Source organism: Arthrobacter alpinus (genome assembly GCF_900105965.1).
In the GTDB taxonomy this organism is placed as follows: Bacteria; Actinomycetota; Actinomycetes; order Actinomycetales; family Micrococcaceae; genus Specibacter; species Specibacter alpinus.
This window is the reverse complement of record NZ_FNTV01000001.1, coordinates 150,950-169,762: the sequence shown is the minus strand read 5'-3', so window position 1 is coordinate 169,762 and position 18,813 is coordinate 150,950. Positions and strand designations below refer to the sequence as shown.

15 protein-coding genes are annotated in these 18,813 nt (G+C 60.4%); 7 read left to right on the top strand and 8 right to left on the bottom strand.

What is annotated here, in order from left to right; all coding sequences use genetic code 11:
• Window positions 1-57: 57 nt before the first annotated feature.
• Complete coding sequence (locus BLV41_RS00760; RefSeq protein WP_074709656.1) at window positions 58-618, bottom strand: hypothetical protein; 561 nt, start codon at window positions 616-618, stop codon at window positions 58-60.
• Window positions 619-791: 173 nt separating this feature from the next.
• Between BLV41_RS00760 and BLV41_RS00755 the strand changes: the two genes are divergently transcribed.
• A complete protein-coding gene (locus BLV41_RS00755) occupies window positions 792-1,646 on the top strand; it encodes a LysM peptidoglycan-binding domain-containing protein (protein ID WP_074709654.1) in 855 nt (284 codons plus the stop codon).
• A gap of 83 nt (window positions 1,647-1,729) precedes the next feature.
• Window positions 1,730-2,299 (top strand): Rv3235 family protein, encoded by a 570-nt coding sequence (locus tag BLV41_RS21350; protein ID WP_083360519.1) that lies wholly within the window; start codon window positions 1,730-1,732, stop codon window positions 2,297-2,299.
• Between the two features lie 116 nt (window positions 2,300-2,415).
• On the opposite strand, the gene secA is transcribed toward BLV41_RS21350, so the two are convergent.
• The 7 genes from secA to mtrA form a co-directional block, all read right to left on the bottom strand.
• The gene (gene secA, locus BLV41_RS00745) at window positions 2,416-5,196 is read right to left on the bottom strand and encodes a preprotein translocase subunit SecA (RefSeq protein ID WP_074709651.1); all 2,781 of its coding nucleotides are present in this window, start codon (window positions 5,194-5,196) and stop codon (window positions 2,416-2,418) included.
• A 121-nt stretch (window positions 5,197-5,317) separates the two neighbouring features.
• Window positions 5,318-6,529 (bottom strand): winged helix-turn-helix domain-containing protein, encoded by a 1,212-nt coding sequence (locus BLV41_RS00740; RefSeq protein WP_074709649.1) that lies wholly within the window; start codon window positions 6,527-6,529, stop codon window positions 5,318-5,320.
• An 87-nt stretch (window positions 6,530-6,616) separates the two neighbouring features.
• Entirely contained in the window at window positions 6,617-7,315 is a 699-nt protein-coding gene (hpf, locus tag BLV41_RS00735) for a ribosome hibernation-promoting factor, HPF/YfiA family (RefSeq protein ID WP_074709646.1), read from the bottom strand.
• A gap of 114 nt (window positions 7,316-7,429) precedes the next feature.
• Window positions 7,430-8,347, bottom strand: a complete 918-nt coding sequence (locus tag BLV41_RS00730; RefSeq protein WP_074709644.1) for a ComF family protein — start codon at window positions 8,345-8,347, stop codon at window positions 7,430-7,432.
• Window positions 8,348-8,436: 89 nt separating this feature from the next.
• Window positions 8,437-10,197, bottom strand: a complete 1,761-nt coding sequence (locus tag BLV41_RS00725; protein WP_139244164.1) for an LpqB family beta-propeller domain-containing protein — start codon at window positions 10,195-10,197, stop codon at window positions 8,437-8,439.
• Entirely contained in the window at window positions 10,194-12,167 is a 1,974-nt protein-coding gene (mtrB, locus tag BLV41_RS00720; RefSeq protein ID WP_074709641.1) for an MtrAB system histidine kinase MtrB, read from the bottom strand. Before mtrB ends, BLV41_RS00725 begins: the two co-directional genes overlap by 4 nt.
• 34 nt (window positions 12,168-12,201) lie before the next feature.
• The gene (gene mtrA / locus BLV41_RS00715; RefSeq protein ID WP_044575184.1) at window positions 12,202-12,876 is read right to left on the bottom strand and encodes an MtrAB system response regulator MtrA; all 675 of its coding nucleotides are present in this window, start codon (window positions 12,874-12,876) and stop codon (window positions 12,202-12,204) included.
• Between the two features lie 285 nt (window positions 12,877-13,161).
• Here mtrA and BLV41_RS00710 point away from each other — a divergent pair, with 285 nt between their 5' ends.
• Genes BLV41_RS00710 through BLV41_RS00690 form a run of 5 tightly spaced genes read left to right on the top strand, consistent with a single transcriptional unit; the run spans window position 13,162 to window position 18,802 of the window.
• A complete protein-coding gene (locus BLV41_RS00710) occupies window positions 13,162-14,466 on the top strand; it encodes a DUF7847 domain-containing protein (protein WP_139244163.1) in 1,305 nt (434 codons plus the stop codon).
• Between the two features lie 11 nt (window positions 14,467-14,477).
• The gene (locus tag BLV41_RS00705) at window positions 14,478-15,188 is read left to right on the top strand and encodes a DUF4129 domain-containing protein (protein ID WP_083360518.1); all 711 of its coding nucleotides are present in this window, start codon (window positions 14,478-14,480) and stop codon (window positions 15,186-15,188) included.
• A complete protein-coding gene (locus tag BLV41_RS00700) occupies window positions 15,185-16,441 on the top strand; it encodes a DUF4350 domain-containing protein (protein ID WP_074709638.1) in 1,257 nt (418 codons plus the stop codon). Before BLV41_RS00705 ends, BLV41_RS00700 begins: the two co-directional genes overlap by 4 nt.
• A 35-nt stretch (window positions 16,442-16,476) precedes the next feature.
• Window positions 16,477-17,475 carry an AAA family ATPase gene (locus tag BLV41_RS00695; protein ID WP_074713007.1) on the top strand — a complete coding sequence of 333 codons (999 nt, stop codon included), beginning with the start codon at window positions 16,477-16,479 and terminating at the stop codon, window positions 17,473-17,475.
• A 34-nt stretch (window positions 17,476-17,509) separates the two neighbouring features.
• Window positions 17,510-18,802, top strand: a complete 1,293-nt coding sequence (locus BLV41_RS00690; protein ID WP_074709637.1) for a DUF58 domain-containing protein — start codon at window positions 17,510-17,512, stop codon at window positions 18,800-18,802.
• The last annotated feature ends 11 nt before the right edge of the window (window positions 18,803-18,813 follow it).

Here is an 18,813-nt window from a genome sequence, read left to right as displayed (position 1 = left end):
GAGGCTGCGCCGGTTCCGACAACCCCGATTCCCAGGTACGCAGTCTCGGCCCCAGCGTCAGAATTCATTGTCTGAGGCTGATGCTATCGAGACCACCCCCGCCAATGGAACCACAACGATTCCCTGCGTGTTGCCGCGATCCCGGCCCACGCCATCGGCCATTTGCATCATCTGCAGATAATCTGCACCTACTTGATCCAGCACTCCGCGCAGTGTTGCCGGCTGGTTCCCTTCCAGGCCCAAAACAACGGCGGACCTGTTGCGCGCCAGCACCCGAAGTGCGGCCTGCAAGGTGTACGGGATCTTCGACGACACGCCAACCCGCTGCGTGCCGGTACCTTGCACACGCAGAATTTTGGCCAACGGTATGAGTGCCGAACGGCTGCCCTCGCCCAATAACATCCAGTGGTGCTCCACCCGTTGCACCTCGCCATGGAAGGCGCTTCCGTTGCACATGATGACCGAAAGTTGCCGATCCAAGGAACCTCGCAAGACCTCCGCAAACGTGGCCTGAGCCAATTCAACCCGGGCAAGTTCATTGATGCGCTGTTCCAAATCCTGCTGCGTTGCGGCATGCAGTTGGGTTTCAAGATCCCCAAAAAGCAGCTCCCATCGCATGGCGCCACGTTAAACCCCTGAGGGCATCGCGTCAACACATCCAGCACTGCGCCGTGCTCCGTTGTCCACAATCTTCCCCGAGCTATGGACACAAGAGCATTGATGGGTTCAAAATAAGTTCTATGCATTTTAAAGATGCCAAAGAGTGCCAAACGAGTTCAAAGGAGATCTCGGTGAAACGGCAAAATTTCGCGGACCTTGCGATGACAGGGGCAATCTTGCTGCTCGGCGGATCGCTCGTCTTCAGCGGAGTTTCACTCCTGAGGCTCCGCTGGTCCAGCATCGAAGCTGCGCAACCAATGGATCTGCCGGAATTGATGGGCGTGGGAAGTGCCGGCGCGGGAATTGCCCTGCTGTGCTGGTGGATTCTGGCCATTTCTTGTGCCTTGATTTCCGCTGTAGCTCAACAGCTAGGTGCGGCAAGGGTTGCCGCGTTCACGGGATCATGTTCTCCGGCGTTCATGCGCAGGATTGTTATCGCAGTGTTGGGGATAAACCTGATAGCTGCACAGCTGGCACAGGCCGCGCCGTCGGCCGGGACGGATCCAAGCTGGCACCCGGGCACCGTGTCAACGGCGCCAGCCGTGCCGAATGCTTCCGCGCCACCAGAACAAGGTGATACCAGTCAGGGCAGCGGCCAAGGCATTGGCGGCCAGAATGTTCTTCCGCCGGAAGCGCCGGAAGCCGTTGAGCCTGCGTGGATACCACGGAGTGTCGCTACGGATCCAGGTGTGTTGGTGCGTCCACCCGTGCGAACAACTCCGGCGGAGCAGGCCGTAGCGCAGGAGAGTGCACCCGCAAATACTCCGCGTAAAGACTCCCAAGCAGGCGATGCCGAAACCGACGTGGTGGTCAAAAGCGGAGACAACCTATGGAACATAGTTGCTGCCTCACTTGGCCCATTCTCCAGCGACGTTGATGTGGCCCTCGCCTGGCCGCGCTGGTATCAGGCAAACCGCGAGACCATAGGGCCCGATCCGAATTTCATACTCCCGGGCCAGGTGCTGCATGCCCCCACCGGGCCGTAGTTGAAGAGTTTCTATCCATCAATTCCAGAATCCGGGCACTCAAGTGCCCCTCCACCAGGTGACCCAGTGCGAAGGAGCACACCATGAGCACAGCAGCCATGTCTGAACAGTTTCGTCCACCTCTTTTGGTGGTCCGCTCCGTTCCACGCCGCATTGAGGGTACCGAAGACACGGAGCAAACCGGGGCTACCGTAGTTAAGATGCCCAGCAGGGAGGAGCGCTCAACGCGGCAGGGCGCACAAACCCCCGGAGGTGTCCCGTACCTCCACCCGGAGGCCGCTGAGCGAGAAGTGGTGGCCGCCATGTCCTCAAAGATCGCTCAGGCTGCGCTGGAAGTTCTCAGTGGGGTCAGGTCAGTTCAGCAGCTCTCGCGTTGGCTGGACAGCGTATGCATGAGTGCATTGACCACACGGGCGCGCTTACATGCCGATGCCTGCAAGGCCGAGAAGAGGCGTCACAGCCCTGAAACCAACGGGAATCTGAGGACGCTGCATCACCAACCCGTGGTTCATTCGGTCCATTGCAGCGCCGTGGCTCCGGGAATCTTTGAAACCTCAGTCGTCATTGCTGACAAGACACGTTTCAGGGCCATCGCCATGCGATTCGAACTGAACAAGGGCCTGTGGAAAGTCACGGCCCTGCAGATTGGGTAGGCGAAAAGCTTGAATCAATCCGGGCGTAAAAATGCCGTTGTTTGTTCCGACATGCCTTGGCATATCTGAACAAACAACGGCGTTTTTATGCTGCCCGCAGCTAAGTAAGCGTGAGCTTAGCGTTTTTTCTTCTTCTTGTTGGCAGGACGCTTGGCCGACGGCGGTAGGCCGTCGCTGTTGCTGCGTCGTTCTACGTGAGTTTCGGCTTGCCCCTGCGCGTCAGGAGCAGTGAACTGCAGCTGCGCCGGCTTGGCAGGAGCTTCCAGCCCGGGCGCAGTGATGCGCGGAGCATGGTCATGATCGGCATGTTCGTCGGCGGTCCCAGCATCTTTGGACACCCGGTCCATGAGAGCCGACGGCGCGTCGGCGACGACACCAACAGCAGTCTCCGGCGCGTTCTCCACCTGAACTTCAAGGTTGAACAGGAAGCCCACGCTTTCCTCGCGGATGCCGGCCATCATGGCCTGGAACATCTCGTAGCCTTCACGCTGGTATTCAACGAGGGGATCTCGCTGGGCCATGGCGCGCAGGCCGATGCCTTCCTTGAGGTAGTCCATCTCGTAGAGGTGCTCCTGCCATTTGCGACCCACCACGGAGAGGACAACGCGGCGTTCAAGTTCACGCATCGTTGAAGACCCGAGCGCGGCTTCGCGTTCCTGGTAAGCAACCTTGGCATCGGAGAGCAGCTCAGTCTTGAGCGTTTCGGCGGTGATGCGGCCCTCTCCGCCAACTTCCTCGGCGATTTCGTCAACCGTCACGGTGACCGGGTAGATGGTGCGCAGGTTGTTCCAGAGCGTTGAGAAGTCCCACTCCCCCGTATTTCCGTTGCTGACAGCGGCGTCAATAATCTCATTGACGGTGTCCTCGAGGAAGTGCTGGACCTTCTCATGAAGATCGTCGCCTTCAAGGATGTGCCGGCGGTCGCCATAGATGGCTTCGCGCTGACGGTTCAGGACGTCGTCGTACTTCAAAACATTCTTGCGCTGTTCAGCGTTGCGGCCCTCAACCTGTCCCTGTGCCGAGGCAATAGCCTTGGAGACCAGTTTGGATTCCAAGGCAACATCGTCGGGCATCGCTGAGCGTGACATGAGGCGCTCTGCGGCACCGGAGTTGAACAAACGCATCAGATCATCCGTCAGCGACAGGTAGAAGCGGGATTCGCCCGGGTCACCCTGACGGCCGGAGCGGCCACGGAGCTGGTTGTCAATGCGGCGGGATTCATGGCGTTCGGTACCCAACACGTACAGGCCACCGGCCTCCAGAACGGCCTCGTGCTCATCCTTGACAGCCAGCTTGGCTTCCTCAAAAGCTTCATGCCATGCGGCCTCGTACTCTTCAGGGGTGTCTACCGGATCAAGTCCACGCGCGGTCAAGGCTGCCACGGCATTGAACTCGGCATTGCCGCCGAGCATGATGTCAGTTCCACGGCCGGCCATGTTGGTAGCAACCGTGACGGCGCCGCGGCGACCGGCTTGGGCCACGATGGCGGCTTCACGGGCGTGGTTCTTAGCGTTCAAAACTTCGTGCTTGACGCCTGCCTCGGCCAACTTCTTGGAGAGGTACTCGCTCTTCTCAACGCTCGTTGTACCCACCAGAACCGGCTGACCGGTCTCGTGGCGTTCGGCAATGTCGGCAACGACGGCGTCGAACTTGACCACCTCGTTCTTGTAGACCAGGTCAGACTGGTCAACACGGAGCATGGGCTTGTTCGTGGGGATGGGAACAACACCGAGGGAATAAGTTCCCATGAATTCGCTGGCTTCGGTCTCCGCGGTACCGGTCATGCCCGAGAGCTTCTCGTACAGGCGGAAGTAGTTCTGCAAGGTCACCGTGGCCAAGGTCTGGTTCTCGGCCTTGATCTCAACACCTTCCTTGGCTTCGATGGCCTGGTGCATGCCTTCGTTGTAGCGGCGGCCGGCAAGAATACGTCCGGTGTGCTCGTCAACAATGAGAACTTCGCCGTCCATGATGACGTAGTCCTTGTCGCGCTTGAACAGTTCCTTGGCCTTGATGGCGTTGTTCAAGAAACCGATCAGCGGAGTATTGGCGGACTCGTACAGGTTGGAGATCCCGAGGTAGTCCTCAACCTTTTCAATACCCTCTTCCAGGACACCTACGGTGCGCTTCTTCTCATCGACCTCGTAGTCTTCGTCGTTGTTGAGGCGCAGAACCACCTTGGCGAACTCGCCGTACCAGCGGTTGGCATCCCCGGAAGCCGGGCCGGAAATAATCAATGGGGTACGGGCTTCATCGATGAGGATCGAGTCAACTTCATCGACGATGGCAAAGTTGTGTCCGCGCTGAACCAGCTCGTCCTTGCTCCACGCCATGTTGTCGCGCAAGTAGTCGAAGCCAAATTCGTTGTTCGTGCCGTAGGTGATGTCGGAGGCGTACTGGGCACGACGCACGGACGGGTCCTGATTGGAAATGATGCAGCCGCTGCTCTGGCCCAGGAAGCGGAATACGCGGCCCATAAGATCGGACTGGTACTGCGCCAAGTAGTCGTTCACAGTAACGATGTGAACACCCTTGCCGGTCAGCGAGTTCAGGTAAGCCGGAGCCGTGGCCACCAGGGTCTTACCTTCACCCGTCTTCATTTCAGCAATGTTGCCCAAGTGCAAGGCGGCGCCGCCCATGAGCTGGACACGGAAGTGACGCAGGCCCAGGGTACGCGAGGATGCTTCGCGAACTGCGGCAAACGCCTCCGGGAGGAGATCGTCCAAGGTCTCACCATCGGCGTGGCGGGCTTTGAGCTTGTCCGTTTCTTCACGCAGTTCGGCGTCCGTGAAGGTCTGAAAAGAGTCCTCCAATGAGTCGATAGCATCGGCAAGGACATTGAGTCGTTTAAGCGTCTTGCGATCGCCTGTGCGAAGGACCCGCTCAAGAAGTGATGGCACGAAATTGCTCCCAATCTATTGCTGCCTAAAAGTGGCGTGTTCAGTCTACGGGAGAAGACACGGCGCTTCCCGCCAGTTCCCTGTGTTTGTTCTGAGTACGTGTTGCCCGGGCTTGATTTCACTACCCCAATGCCGAGGCCAGCTCAGGCGCCAGGTCGCCGTTGGCCTGTACGACCACGTCCCCCAGCCCCAGCCATTGCGCCATAAGCGCCAGTTCCCCGGCGAGTTCGACGGCGGTGTGCGAGGGCGCATCGGGCTCACGGTAGGCGCCGCGCACCAATAGCTTGCCCGCCTGCCGATCCGCTTTCAAATCCACTCGAGCCACGATGTTCTCGCCCAGCAGAAAAGGAAGCACGTAATATCCGTATTTGCGCTTCTCGGCGGGCGTATAAATTTCCAGGCGGTAGTGAAAATCAAAGAGCTGCTCCAGCCGCCGCCGTTCAAAAACGAGCGAATCAAAGGGGCTCAGCAGGGCCCTGCCATGAGCGTGCCGCGGGACTGCTGCCTTGTTGTGGACATACGCTTCCCCTGTCCAGCCGGTGACCGCAACAGGGTTGAGTACGCCCCTGTTGACCAGCTTGGCTACGGCTGCTGCACTCTCGCGCACGGGCATACGGAAATAGTCAGCAAAACAACGCACCGTTCCGATGCCATGGGCAAGCGCTGAGGCCTCGATAAGCCGTTCCATGGCCTCTTCTTTATTCGGGTTGTCATCGACATCGATCCGAACCCCTGGTGGAAGGACCTTCTCCACCAGGGAATACTTGCGTTCAAATTGATCGTTGCGTGAGGCTGCGCCAACAATGCCCTTTTCAAAGAGCCCCTCGAGGGTTCGTTTGACTGCGCTCCAGTTCCAGCCCCACTCGTCCTTGTTGTTGTGTTCCTCATGCCCAATGCGGGCCTTGACTTCACGGGCTGTCAAGGGCCGGCTGCTGGCAAGCAATTCCAGGATCTGCGTCTCAAGATCTTCTCGAAGGGTAGCTTCGAGTCTGTCCGACCCCACCCACGTGCGACTTTGCCAGACCCTAAGGTCGTGGAAGTGAACGGGGCGAATGAAGCTGGCCTCGTGGGCCCAGTACTCCATCATTTTTCGCGGTGCCGTTCCGGCCATGGTTGACAGAATCGTTCGGTCATAGTTTCCCAGCCGTGCAAAGAAGGGCAGGAAGTGACTTCGGGAAATGATGTTGACCGAGTCAATCTGAACTAATTGCAGTTGCGCAAAAGTCCGGCCCACGGCCCGTGCTGTGACGGGTTCCGTGGACCGGACTTTCGCCAGCCCTTGGGAATTGAGTGCAATGCGGCGTGCCTGGTGCAGGCTCAGCCGTGCATTCATTGCGTAGTTCCCTTGACTAGTTTTTACTGCTTTTTACGGCGTCTCGTTTATCTCAATGCTTCATAGCGTTTTATAGCCGAGCGCGCCTTAGACGCGGGCGGGCTCATCTGCCGAACGGTAGGCTGAGATTTCCTCGGCAACATCTGCATTCTCGTTGAGGGAGATCACACCATATGTCCAGCCCTTGCGGCGGTAAACCACAGAGGGAATGCCGGTGGCTGAATCGATAAAGAGGTAGAAATCGTGCCCCACCATCTCCATGTTGTCCACGGCGTCATCCAGGGACAACGCGGTGGCCGGGAACACCTTGTGACGGATCAACACTGGTGAATCGCCGGCGGGGATGTCATTCTCGATGTCGTATGGCGACTTTTCCTCAGCCGGGGCCTCAGGAGTGCTCTGCGCGTAGATCGGCTCAGTGCTGCTCACCGTGGGCAGTGAACCCGTTGCGGCGTTGACGGCGACTGGTGCATGCCGGCCGTGGTGGACCTTCTTCTTGTCCTTTGCCCTCCGGAGCCGTTCGAGCAGCTTCCCGTAGGCCAGATCAAATGCGGCAAACTTGTCCGCGGCGGCAGCCTCAGCGCGGATCACCGGACCCCGGCCCAGAACCGTCAGCTCAACCGTGAGCGGAGTGTCTGCTGTGCGAGCCTTGCTCTCCTTGGAAACCTTCACATCAACACGCTGAACCTTGTTGGCCAGCTGTTCGATCTTCGTGAGCTTTTCGCCAGCGTATTCGCGGAATCGGTCCGAAACGCTCAAGTTGCGACCCGTGATCATGAACTCCATGGTGCCCTCCAAATATCTTCGGTGACACGGCGGCCGGCTAACAAATGGTGCAGTATTCCTGACCGCCGACGGGTGGTTTCCTCTTACTAGAGGTACCCGTTTACTCACGTTAGTTCACTGCATCGCTTTATTCATCTTTTGCGGGAAATAATTTTCGGCGAGTCCTTCCGCGACAACTTTTTCGTGTCCGCGATCGGGTGCCCGAGTGGCCGCCAGAACCACTGCGGCACACACTGTAAACCCCGATTCTTCCAGTGTTTTTGCGGCTTCACGAAGGGTGGACCCGGTGGTGAGGACGTCGTCAACCAGCACAACAAGACGCCCGGCGGGGTTCGCTGATGGCCGAAAAGTACGGAGGTAATTTACTCTGATTCGCATTGTGTTACGAACGTTTTTCCGCCGCGCTTCCCTCCCCAGGCCCTTCTGATGACGCCTATGCCACGGCAGCTTGGCGCGGATGGAAAGCATCGGCGTGATCGTCATTCCAGCCGGCGCCCGGCCCTCACGAGTCAGTGCCCGCAACATCATGGCCACAGGGTCATAACCGCGCCTACGCCAGCCACTGCCCGTGCTGGGAACAGGTACTAGCAAAACCGGCTCGTTGGGCGGGATTGGCGCCAGCTCCATGGCTGCGCTCATGGCCCGGGCCAGGCAACGGCACAGTTGTGCTTTCAGCTCGGTGCGGCCGTGATTCTTGTAGGCCAGCAGGCTCGCCGAGAGGGCGTCTCGATAGTTTCCTGCAGCCACGACAGGCAGGTGGGTCTGCCCCAATACTCCTACCAAGGCATCGGCTGCACCTTCGGCTCGAAAGGGATACCGTGTTTGCCGACGCAGCACGGCGGAGCATTCCGGGCAGATGGCGTGGTCTTCCTTGCCGCACACCGCGCAATCTGCCGGCAGGAGGAGATTCATGAAGTCGCGCCAGGCAGCCTCACCCCAGTTCCAAAGCCGCAACCCGCGGGCCTTTGCTTGAGCCCTGTGGCGCCGCTGCGGCGATGCCGCTTGCTGCGCGTCCCCAAAATGAGTGTCCATGAGTTCATCTTGGCTTTAACCGGCGACGCTCACCAGTGCCTCCCGGGTAGCTGGGCACTGCGTGATGCTTGGCTAATCCTGTGGAGGAACTAGCCCGCGAAGGAAGCCTGTCTCAGATCCTTGGCGACTACTTCCCATGATGATGAAGTATTCGAATAGTACTGAGTTGCGGTTTGTGCGTGGACGTTGCGCAGCCCGGTGCTGGCACTGATCCATTCGATCCCGGGCAGGGCCTCCAACCCCACTGGTTCGAGCGCCAAATCCAGAATTTCGATGCTCACGTTCTCCGTGGCCGAGGTGGCAGTGACGGCAACACTGGACTCGCCCACCCACAGCCCAAGAACCGGCGAGCCAGAGTGGCTCAGGCTTAGCGGCACTGTGAGCTCCTTAGGTGTATCCGCGGTTTTCAAGATGCCGGTGACACTGACCAATGTCACTCCGTTGGCGTGCGATACCACCAGTGCCCGTGAGCCGTCGCGGGAGATTCGCAGGGAGGTCACTTCCTGCCCGACCAGCCACGGAACGCTCATCACCACCGGTTTGCCCATGGCGCCACCGTCGTCCGGGTTGACGGCGATAATCATGCCGGAGCCGTCGCCAGCCGCCGACCACAACCAGCCGTTAGGGGCAAAGGACGGCGGGGTCAATCCCACACCTGAAATGGCTAGAACCGGTACCTGCTCGGGCCGTACCGAATAGATTTGGTTGCCAGCTCCCGAGCGGAAGGCGAAGACGTTGCCAGAATAAGAAATCGCCGGAACCGACGGAAGTAAATCTGCAACTGAGGGCATGCCTGCTATGGCCGAGATTTTGCTGCCATCAAAGGTGACCAGCTCATTTTTAGCCAAGGCAACTTGCGTGGACGGGACAGTGTTGTCGATCGTAATGGGCGGGATGGAATCGGCCGGTCCTCCCATGTCCACCTCACGGTCATCAGCCAGGAATTGTACTTCCGTCACCGTATTGAGGCTCTTTTGCAGTGTCACGAGCAGTTGCGCCTGCATTTGCCTGCGTTGTTTGACGCTGGTCTCCAACAAGGCTTGGGCCGTTAACCCCACCTTCGCCACACCCCCTTCATTGACGGGAACCGAATCTCGTTCCAAGGCGATGCCGTTCGGGAAAGCGCTCACGACAGCGCCTTGCAAGTAAGGCGCGGGCCCGGCCAACATCGCCTTCACAATGGCCGTGGCCGTGCGCGATGACCGGCCAGCCAACCAACGTACATCCGGCACACCGTAGGTGAAGGTGGGATCGTAAAAGTAGAGGGAGAAGGGGCTGAAAAGCGTCTGGAAGGTTGCTTCGGTGAGGATGACGCCGTCGGGCGTTTCAGAGATGCGCCACTCACCATCTACCTGAACCATCTTCACGGCAACGCTTTCAGTGGCTGAGTCCTTGGCCGGTGTCAAAACGCCCGTGGCGTCTACGCTGGAGACCACGCTGAACTTGAGGACAAAAGTATCCTTTTCACGTCCGGGCACCACCGAGAAGGTGTCCTTGTAGACCAGGGTGCGTTTGTCTGGGGCCCACGACTGCGCCAGCCCTGGTGTTAGATACTGCCGCGCATACTGAAAGTCATCGCTGAGGCCCGTGCCCGAATCGATGAATCCACGAATAATGTTCTCCGGCGAGGACCCGGCCACGGGTGCGAATTGCTGGAAACCAACATTGACCTCATTGTTGCGTGGAGTCAGCGGATCGCTCTTACCCACGGAGCCGTGTGTCGGGATGACGGCACAGCCTGAAATCGCCAAAAGAACGACGGCGGCCATCACCGCGGCGAGGACCGCCCAGTTCCGCCGCACGCCCTGTGCGAGACGACGCGGATGCCTTGTCCTCACAGGACTGCTCACCGTTCCACCTTCTCCGTACTAGTGCCCTCAGAACTATTCTCGGTGGCCTTGCTTTCGATGGCCTTCTTCGATGGGCCGCCAGTGGATTCCACCATGGCCGAACCCTTCAGTCCGCCCAAGGCCCCCACAACACCTATGGAGCCGGTATTCGTCATGACAGGCCCGGTGGATAGCGACGCTGAGCTGCCGGCATGTCCACCATCTGGTGGAAGTGGAACCGGGGAATGGTCCAAAACTATTCCCTGACGCCTTGGCAGGGTCAAACGGAAGCACGAGCCCTCGCCGGGGCTGCCCCACGCCTCAAGCCAGCCGTCATGCAGCTTGGCGTCCTCCATGGCGATCGAGAGCCCCAACCCACTGCCGCCCGTGGTCCGGGCACGTGCTGTATCTGCGCGCCAGAAGCGAAAGAAAACGTGTTCCAGGGACGAAGGCGACATGCCAACTCCGTAGTCTCGAACGGCGACCGCAACAGCTGTGTCGTCAGCCGAGACAAAGATTTTTACCGGTTTTCCTTCGCTGTGTTCAAGGGCGTTCAGGACCAGGTTGCGCAAAATTCGGTCCACACGCCGGGAGTCCATTTCCACTACGCATTTGTGGTTCCGCAGGCGTGTGACAACCGACAACTCGGAGGAATTGGCCTCCGCCACGGGCAGGGCTCCGTCGATCACGGAATGGATCACGGAGAAGATATCCAGTGATTCTGCATCCAGGTCAGCCACTCCGGCGTCGAAGCGTGAGATTTCCAGAAGGTCGGCCAGGAGCAGCTCAAAGCGTTCAACCTGGTGGAAGAGCAGCTCGGAGGAGCGCTTGTTGATGGGGTCAAAGTCATCGCGGGCGTCAAAGAGGACCTCTGCCGCCATGCGCACAGTTGTTAGCGGGGTCCGCAGTTCGTGGGAGACGTCCGAGACAAAGCGCTGCTGCATCTCGGACAGCGATGCCAACGCCGTAATTTGGTCCTGCAGGGAGGTGGCCATCTTATTGAACGAGGTGGCAAGCCTTGCCATCTCGTCCTCGCCGCTGACAACCATGCGTTCCTCGAGCTCACCGGCGGCTAGTTTCTCCGACACGGCCGCCGCCTGGCTCACAGGGTTCACAACGGTCCGGGTGACGTACCAAATGATGACACCGATCAGAATCAGCAGGATGCCACCGACCAGCCACAGTACCGACTGGATATAGTTCAGGGTGGTCTGGGCCCCGTTGAGGTCATAGATCATGTAGAGCTCGTAGTTGGTGTTGAGCAATTCCACCTGGCTGCCCACAACAACTGCCGGATGGACACCTTCACTGCCCGTGGGCAAAGCGATCGACTGCCAGAACTGGCCGTCCGCATCACCTTGAACAGCTTCACGCAATTCATCGGGAATGATGGCGGAGGTGACACCGCCAGAATCTGATGAGCTGACGGCAAGCCTGCTGTTTTGGCCCGGAATGATGAGCATCAAGTACTTGCGGTTGTCATCCGTGCCGCCAACTTCGAGCAGTTTCAGCGTGTCGCGCACGTACGTTGAAACTCGCGGCTGGTCGCTCACGCTTGCGTTGGAGAAACTCTCCTGAACCTGGGTGGCACCACGCGCGGATTCATGTTGGGCTTGAATGAGCCGTTCCTTGAACAATCCGTTGGAGATTTGGCCGGCCAGATATCCACCAACACCCACCACCGCCACCGACGCAATCAAGAGAGTGGTGACAACCGTGCGGAATTGGAGCGAGGTGCGCCAACGTCTGGACCAGGATCGGCGAAACGTGCCGGCCAGACGAAGGATCGTACGCCCCGCCGCTGCCAACGCCTGTCCAGCTTTGGCGAGGGCCAGCTCCGCGATGTTGTGGGCTGGAGGGGGTTCGGTGGGTGCCAGATCCGCGGCAGCATCCTGCACTCCCCCGGCGCCTGCCGGGGTTTCAGTGTCACCCGGGGTGTCAGCGGGAGGGTTGCTGACGCCGTCGTCCTTGGTTGAAGGGTCCTGGCTCATGGAACATTCACCGCCACCGGGCCGCTGGCCGGGGCTATGACCCAGCCTTGTAGCCGACGCCGCGAACGGTCAAAACTACTTCGGGAGCCTCGGGATCGCGTTCAATCTTGGAGCGAAGGCGCTGGACGTGGACGTTGACCAGCCGAGTGTCGGCGGCGTGGCGGTAGCCCCACACCTGCTCCAGCAGCAGTTCGCGGGAAAATACCTGCCATGGCTTGCGGGCCAACGCCACCAGGAGGTCAAACTCGAGGGGTGTCAGGGAGATCTTCTCACCGGCGCGGCGAATGGAATGTCCGGCAACATCGATGGTGATCTCACCGATGACCAGGGTTTCCGGCGGCTTGACGTCGCCCGGACGCAAACGGGCCCGGACACGGGCCACGAGCTCGGCAGGCTTGAAGGGCTTGGCAACGTAGTCGTCGGCACCGGATTCGAGCCCACGAACAACGTCAGAGGTGTCCGACTTGGCCGTCAGCATCACGATGGGAACATCGGACTCGGCACGGATCAGGCGGCAAATCTCAATGCCGTCCATTCCGGGCAGCATGAGATCAAGCAGGACCAGGTCCGGCTTGTTGGCTTGAAAAACCTCGAATGCCTTAGCTCCGTCACCACAAAAAACGGGATCGAACCCGTCATTGCGGAGCACGATGCCGATCATCTCGGCCAGTGCCTCGTCATCGTCAACAACTAAAATGCGTGCCTTCATGGTTCTATATTTGCCTATTAGCTGCACAATGTCCCCATCGACGCTCCAAGGAACGGTCCTTGTCTTGTTTTTCCTTGCAATTCCGGCGCCAATGGCTTGCATCCTTGATGCAAAACTTTCCGCAATGCCGGATTGCCACGCGGCAAAAGTGCTTCTTCCCGATAGGGTTTGGAGTAGGCAAACAACTTTGCAACGGATCCGGGCCACGAAGTAAGTACCTTTGATGGACGGACCACCCGACGTTCGTGACGCGAACGTCTTTCCGGGGGACAATTTCAGGGGAGCATGATGACGCAGGGACCGCAGCAACCACCAGTTGATCCACAAGGCGAGGACTCCCCTGCCCCGCCGGCGCCGCAGCCTCCTTACGCCGCACCCCTACCACCGCAGCAGCCGCCGCAGTGGGGGCAGTACGCGCAGCCCGGCTACCCCGCTCCGCAGTTCGGACAACAGCTCCCGGGCCAGCAATACCCGCAGCCCGGCTACCCCGCCCCACAATATGGCCAGCCCGGCTTCAACAACTACGTGGCCCCGCCTAAACCGGGGGTGATTCCCTTGCGGCCGCTGGGACTGGGCGAAATTCTTGACGGCGCCTTTCAAGCGGCACGGCGTAACGGCAAGGCCATGTTTGGTTCTGCGCTGATCTTCCAGCTGGCCACCACGGCCGTCACTTTGGTGGTCATGTACCTATTTTTTGGCCAAGCCTTCGGCGATCTCCTCACGATGGACCCCAGCGTGACCCCGGATTCGGAAATCTTGGATTCCCTCAGTGGCGGGCTCGTGTCCGGCTCGGTGTCACTTTTGCTGACCAGCATCCTCGCCGTCGTGATCCAGATGATCCTTCAGGGCGCCCTGGTCATTCCGGTGCTCCGGGCAGTGTTGAATCGCAAGACATCGTTCGGCCAGATGTGGCGTCTGGTGAGGCCGCGCATTGGCGCCCTGCTGTTGCTAGCCCTCTTGTATGCTGGCGTCGTCTTCGTCACCATGGCTTTATACATCCTCATTGTGGTGGCACTGATTGTGGGCATGGACGCGTTCGCAAGTGGTGGAAACGCGCTCGGCGCCATCGCGCTTTCGCTCTTGATCAGCCTGCCCTTCGTGGCTGTGGCCATCTGGATTGGCACGAAGGTGCTGCTGGCCCCGGCCGCAATTGTGGTGGAAAACGTTGGTCCGATCACCGGCATCAAGCGATCCTGGATCCTGACCCGCAACAACTGGTGGCGGACCTTCGGTATCTCCATGTTGGCCGCCATCATTGCCGGCGTCATTGGCTCGGTCATCACGACACCCGTGAGCATGCTGGCCAGTTTCCTGGTGCCGCTCATGTTTGGCACCGAGCCTGATCCCGCACAAATGGCCAACGCGGTCTTCATTGCTCAGGGCATTGCCAGCCTGATCGGGGCATTGGTTGGAGCCGTCACGTTGGCCTTCCAGACAGGTGTCATGTCCCTGATCTATGTGGACCTGCGAATGCGCCGCGACGGCTTCGACATCGCCTTGCTCAAGGAATCAGAGACGGGCAAGGACGACGGCGGAATCCCCGGCTCCCCTGTTCCCGCCGCCCAGCAGCCCGGAAACTACGGGCAGTAGGCCGGAATTCCATGGCGTCTCCGCTGATCATCCTGGCAACCCTGCCTGGCCGACTCATCGCCAACACTTCTGTGAGCCTGTCTTTCGATGTCCCGGTTGTCCCTGGTGCAGACGAAGCCAGGCAATGGGCCCAGGAAGAGCTGGCCAACAAGGTCTACCAGGATGCCAAGCCGGGGCTTGCGGAGCAGATTGGTGCCCTGATCAAAAGTGCCCTTGATGAACTCTTCAACAACGTCAGCGCCCCCAACGGCAATATTGCCCTAGCCATTGCCGTTGGCGTGGTGCTCCTGGCCATTGCGGCGATCATCGTCATCATCCGGCCCCGGCTCAACCGCAGGAGCGCCACGCCCGAGAACGTCTTCGAAGGTGGGCTCATGCTTTCGGCCGAACAACACCGTGCCATGGCCAGGGCCGCCGCCGCGTCGGGAGACTTCCACACGGCCGTCAGCGAGCAGTTCCGCGCCATGGTTCGCGCCGCCGAGGAACGCGATGTGAGCCTGCCTGCGGTAGGCAGAACGGCCATGGAAATCGCTGTAGAACTTGAGCGAGCATTTCCGGCCCACGGTGAAGCGCTGCACCACAGTGCCGAAATCTTCAATGCCGTCCGCTATGGACATGCACCGCCAACCCCAGCCATGTATGGCCACCTCATGGCCACGGATCAAGCCGTCGCAGCGAGCAAGCCCCGCTACGCAGCTGACTCACTGGCGGTGCAGTCGTGACCACCGCATCCTCCCCGCCAACACCGCAGGCCCCCGTCTTTCGTGCTGATCAGGCCAGCACCTCGCAACGAGTCGGCCGGGTGTTGCGAAAAGGCCGATTTTGGCTCATCTGCTTAGCCGTCTTTGTGGTCCTCTCGATCCTTGGGTTGATTCTGGCTAATGCCGGCAACCAGTCCACGGGCACGCTTTCCATCACGAATCCGGCTCCCGTCGGGGCCCGGGCGGCGGCCGAGGTGCTGCGTCAACAAGGTGTGAACGTCACGGCAACGGATTCACTGGCAAGTACCACCGAAGCCGTCACGGCCAACGGCATCGGTACCAGCACCGTATTGTTTTACGATCCCCACAACCTGCTCTCACCCGATCAGGCGGCCGAACTCTCCGGTACCGTCCAGGATGCCAGGGGCAGCTTGGTTGCCATTTCCCCCGCTCCCCTGACGGCCGTCAGGCTCAGCCCTGAGCTGGCCAGTGCCGGAACCGTCAAAGCAACAGAGTCCGTTGCGGCAGGGTGCGCCAACCTGGATGCCGCCGCTGCCGGGACGCTCGACGGCGGGTCCCCCGCTCTCGGTGCGCTGGCCCCGGTGAGCCTTCCCATCAATCTGTACAAGGGCGCCCAAACCTGCTTCATCGCGGGTTCTGGCACCGCTGGACAGCTTGCCTTCAATAGCACTGGCGAGGTCGCCGCCTTAGGAAATCCCGGCGTCGTCATTAATCAGAATTTAGCCAATGGCGGCAATGCGGCCCTCGTCTTCAGGCTGCTGGGCGGCAAACCAAATCTGCTGTGGTACACGGTCTCGGTGAAGGATATTCCCGTGGCCGAGAAGGCCCCGTCACTGGCCGAATTGACGCCTGACTGGATTTTCCCGGCGTCGTCGTGGCTGTTATTGACGGCCGTGCTTGGCATGCTGTGGAAGGGAAGGCGCAACGGGCCGTTGGTCACCGAGCCGCTGCCGGTCATCGTCAGGGCTTCGGAAACTTTGACGGGACGAGCCAGGTTGTATCAGGATGCGCGGGCCGTGGGCACTGCATCGCACACCTTGCGGCGCGCCACCTTGACCCGTTTGGCGCACGCCCTGAGGCTGGGAGTTACGGCCGATCCGGCAGCGGTGGTGGACGCCACGGCTGCCGCAACGGGGCGCAGCCAACTGCACGTGCATGATTTACTGCTCGGCCCAGAGCCGCGCACCGAACAAGAAATGTTGTCCATGGCCGTTGCACTCACGGCCCTAGAGGAAGAAGTGGCACAGCGATGAGCCTGCCCCACCCAGAATTCGAGACGTCGACCCCCATGCGTGAAGCAGCTGTCGACGTTCAAAGCCACTCTCAGCACCCGGCGGCCAGCCCTTCGGCGCGGGCCTTGTTCGCTGTGCGGGGCGAAGTAGCCAAGGCCGTTGTGGGCCAGGAGGCAACCGTCACGGGGCTGCTCATTGCCCTCTTGGCGGGTGGGCACGTCCTCCTGGAAGGTGTCCCCGGCGTGGCAAAAACGCTCCTGGTTCGGGCCCTGTCAACGGCTCTTAGCCTTGACACCAAGCGCGTACAGTTCACCCCGGACCTGATGCCCGGCGATGTTACGGGCTCATTGATCTACGATTCCAGCACCCGGGAATTCACCTTCCGCGAAGGGCCCGTCTTCACCAACATTCTGTTGGCCGACGAGATCAATCGAACCCCGCCGAAAACCCAGGCTTCCCTGCTGGAGGCAATGGAGGAACACCAGGTTTCGGTGGACGGGGTTTCGCGCCGGCTGCCAGCTCCCTTCATGGTGGCCGCAACCCAAAACCCCGTGGAATACGAAGGCACCTACCCGCTTCCCGAGGCTCAACTTGACCGTTTCCTCCTCAAACTCACCATGGACCTGCCCAGCCGCGATGAAGAGATTGAGGTCATCCGCCGGCACAGCCTGGGCTTTGATCCGCAGGATCTGCACGCGGCTGGGGTACGACCCGTGGCCGGCGCCACCGAGCTCGCCCAAGCCCGCATGGAAGTTGCGCAAGTAGCCGTGGCTGGAGAAATTCTGGCCTACGTTGTAGACCTTGTCCGCGCAACCCGCACGGCGCCATCGTTCCAGCTGGGTGTCTCACCTCGCGGTGCCACGGCCATCCTGAAGTCCGCCCGTGCCTATGCCTGGCTCTCGGGACGCACCTTCGTCACTCCTGATGACATCAAGGCATTGGCATTGCCAACGCTGCGGCACAGGGTTGCCCTGCGGCCCGAGGCCGAGATGGACGGAGTTGCCGTGGACGGCATTCTCCAATCCATCTTGGCCACTGTGCCGGTTCCCCGCTGATTCACCGATTTTTCGACAACGGACGCACAAAACTATGGCAATTTCGGGCAGGTTCTTTTATTTGGCACTGGCGGCGCTGGTGCCCATCATTGCCCTGCCCGGAGCCCTGACGTGGCTGCTGGCACTCGGCGTGCTGGTCCTCGCCACAGTCTTTGATTTGGTTCTGGCCGCCTCGCCACGGACGGTTGCCGTGCGCCGCACGCTCCCGACCGGGGTCCGTCTGGGTGAGGCTAGTTCGGCGGTGCTGCATCTTGCCAATGAATCCCGCCGGCCCCTGCGAGGAAGGATCAGGGATGGGTGGCAGCCCTCGGCCGGCGCGGCGAACGCCCTGCAAGCGGTGTCCATTCGCCCCGGCGAACGGGCTGCGCTGACGATTGGGCTGGCACCGACGCGGCGCGGGGACCTCCTGACACACCATGTCACGATCAGATCCTTTGGCCCTCTCGGCATGGTGGCCCGGCAAAGCAGCATTGCCTCCCCCGGCACGCTGCGGGTCCTGCCACCGTTCCATTCCAAGCGTCATCTCCCTTCCAAGCTGCGCAAATTGCGTGAACTCGACGGCCGGGCTGCCGTGCAGATCCGTGGAGCCGGCACGGAATTCGATTCCTTGCGCGACTATGTTCGCGGCGACGACGTCCGCTCCATTGACTGGCGCGCCACGGCTCGACGGCGCGATGTTGTGGTGCGCACGTGGCGTCCCGAACGCGACCGTCGTGTAGTCATTGTCCTGGATTCCTCACGCACCTCGGCCTCCCGCATTGACGACGAAACCGCACTGGACTCCGGGATTGAAGCCTCCTTGTTACTGGCGGTGCTAGCCGAACGTGGAGGTGACCGAGTTAGCTTGATCGCCTATGACCGCCGGGTCCGAGCCAAGGTTTCCTCCACCGGCAAGGGCAATATGCTCAACGCCATGGTGCAGGCACTCGCGCCACTTCAACCTGAACTGATCGAGCTCAACACCCAAGCCGTGTCCGGGCAGATCCGCTCCGTCACGGCGCACCGTGCGCTAGTGGTTTTGGTAACTTCCCTCGATGCAGGCGCGGCCGAGGAAGGGTTGATCCCCTTGGCAACGAACCTGGCACAGAAGCATGTTGTGGTCGTGGCGGCCGTACGCGATCCCGCCGTCGATCAAGCCCGGTTGGACCGCAGCTCCACCACATCGGTGTACCGAGCGGCGGCCGCCGAACACGCTCTCAATCGCCGGGCCGCCATTACAGCCATCCTCAAGCAAAAGGGGGTGGAAGTGGTTGACGCTGCGCCGCTGGAACTCCCCCCACAACTTGCTGACATGTATATCAGGCTCAAAGCAGCCGGACGCCTCTAAGACCCGCCGCG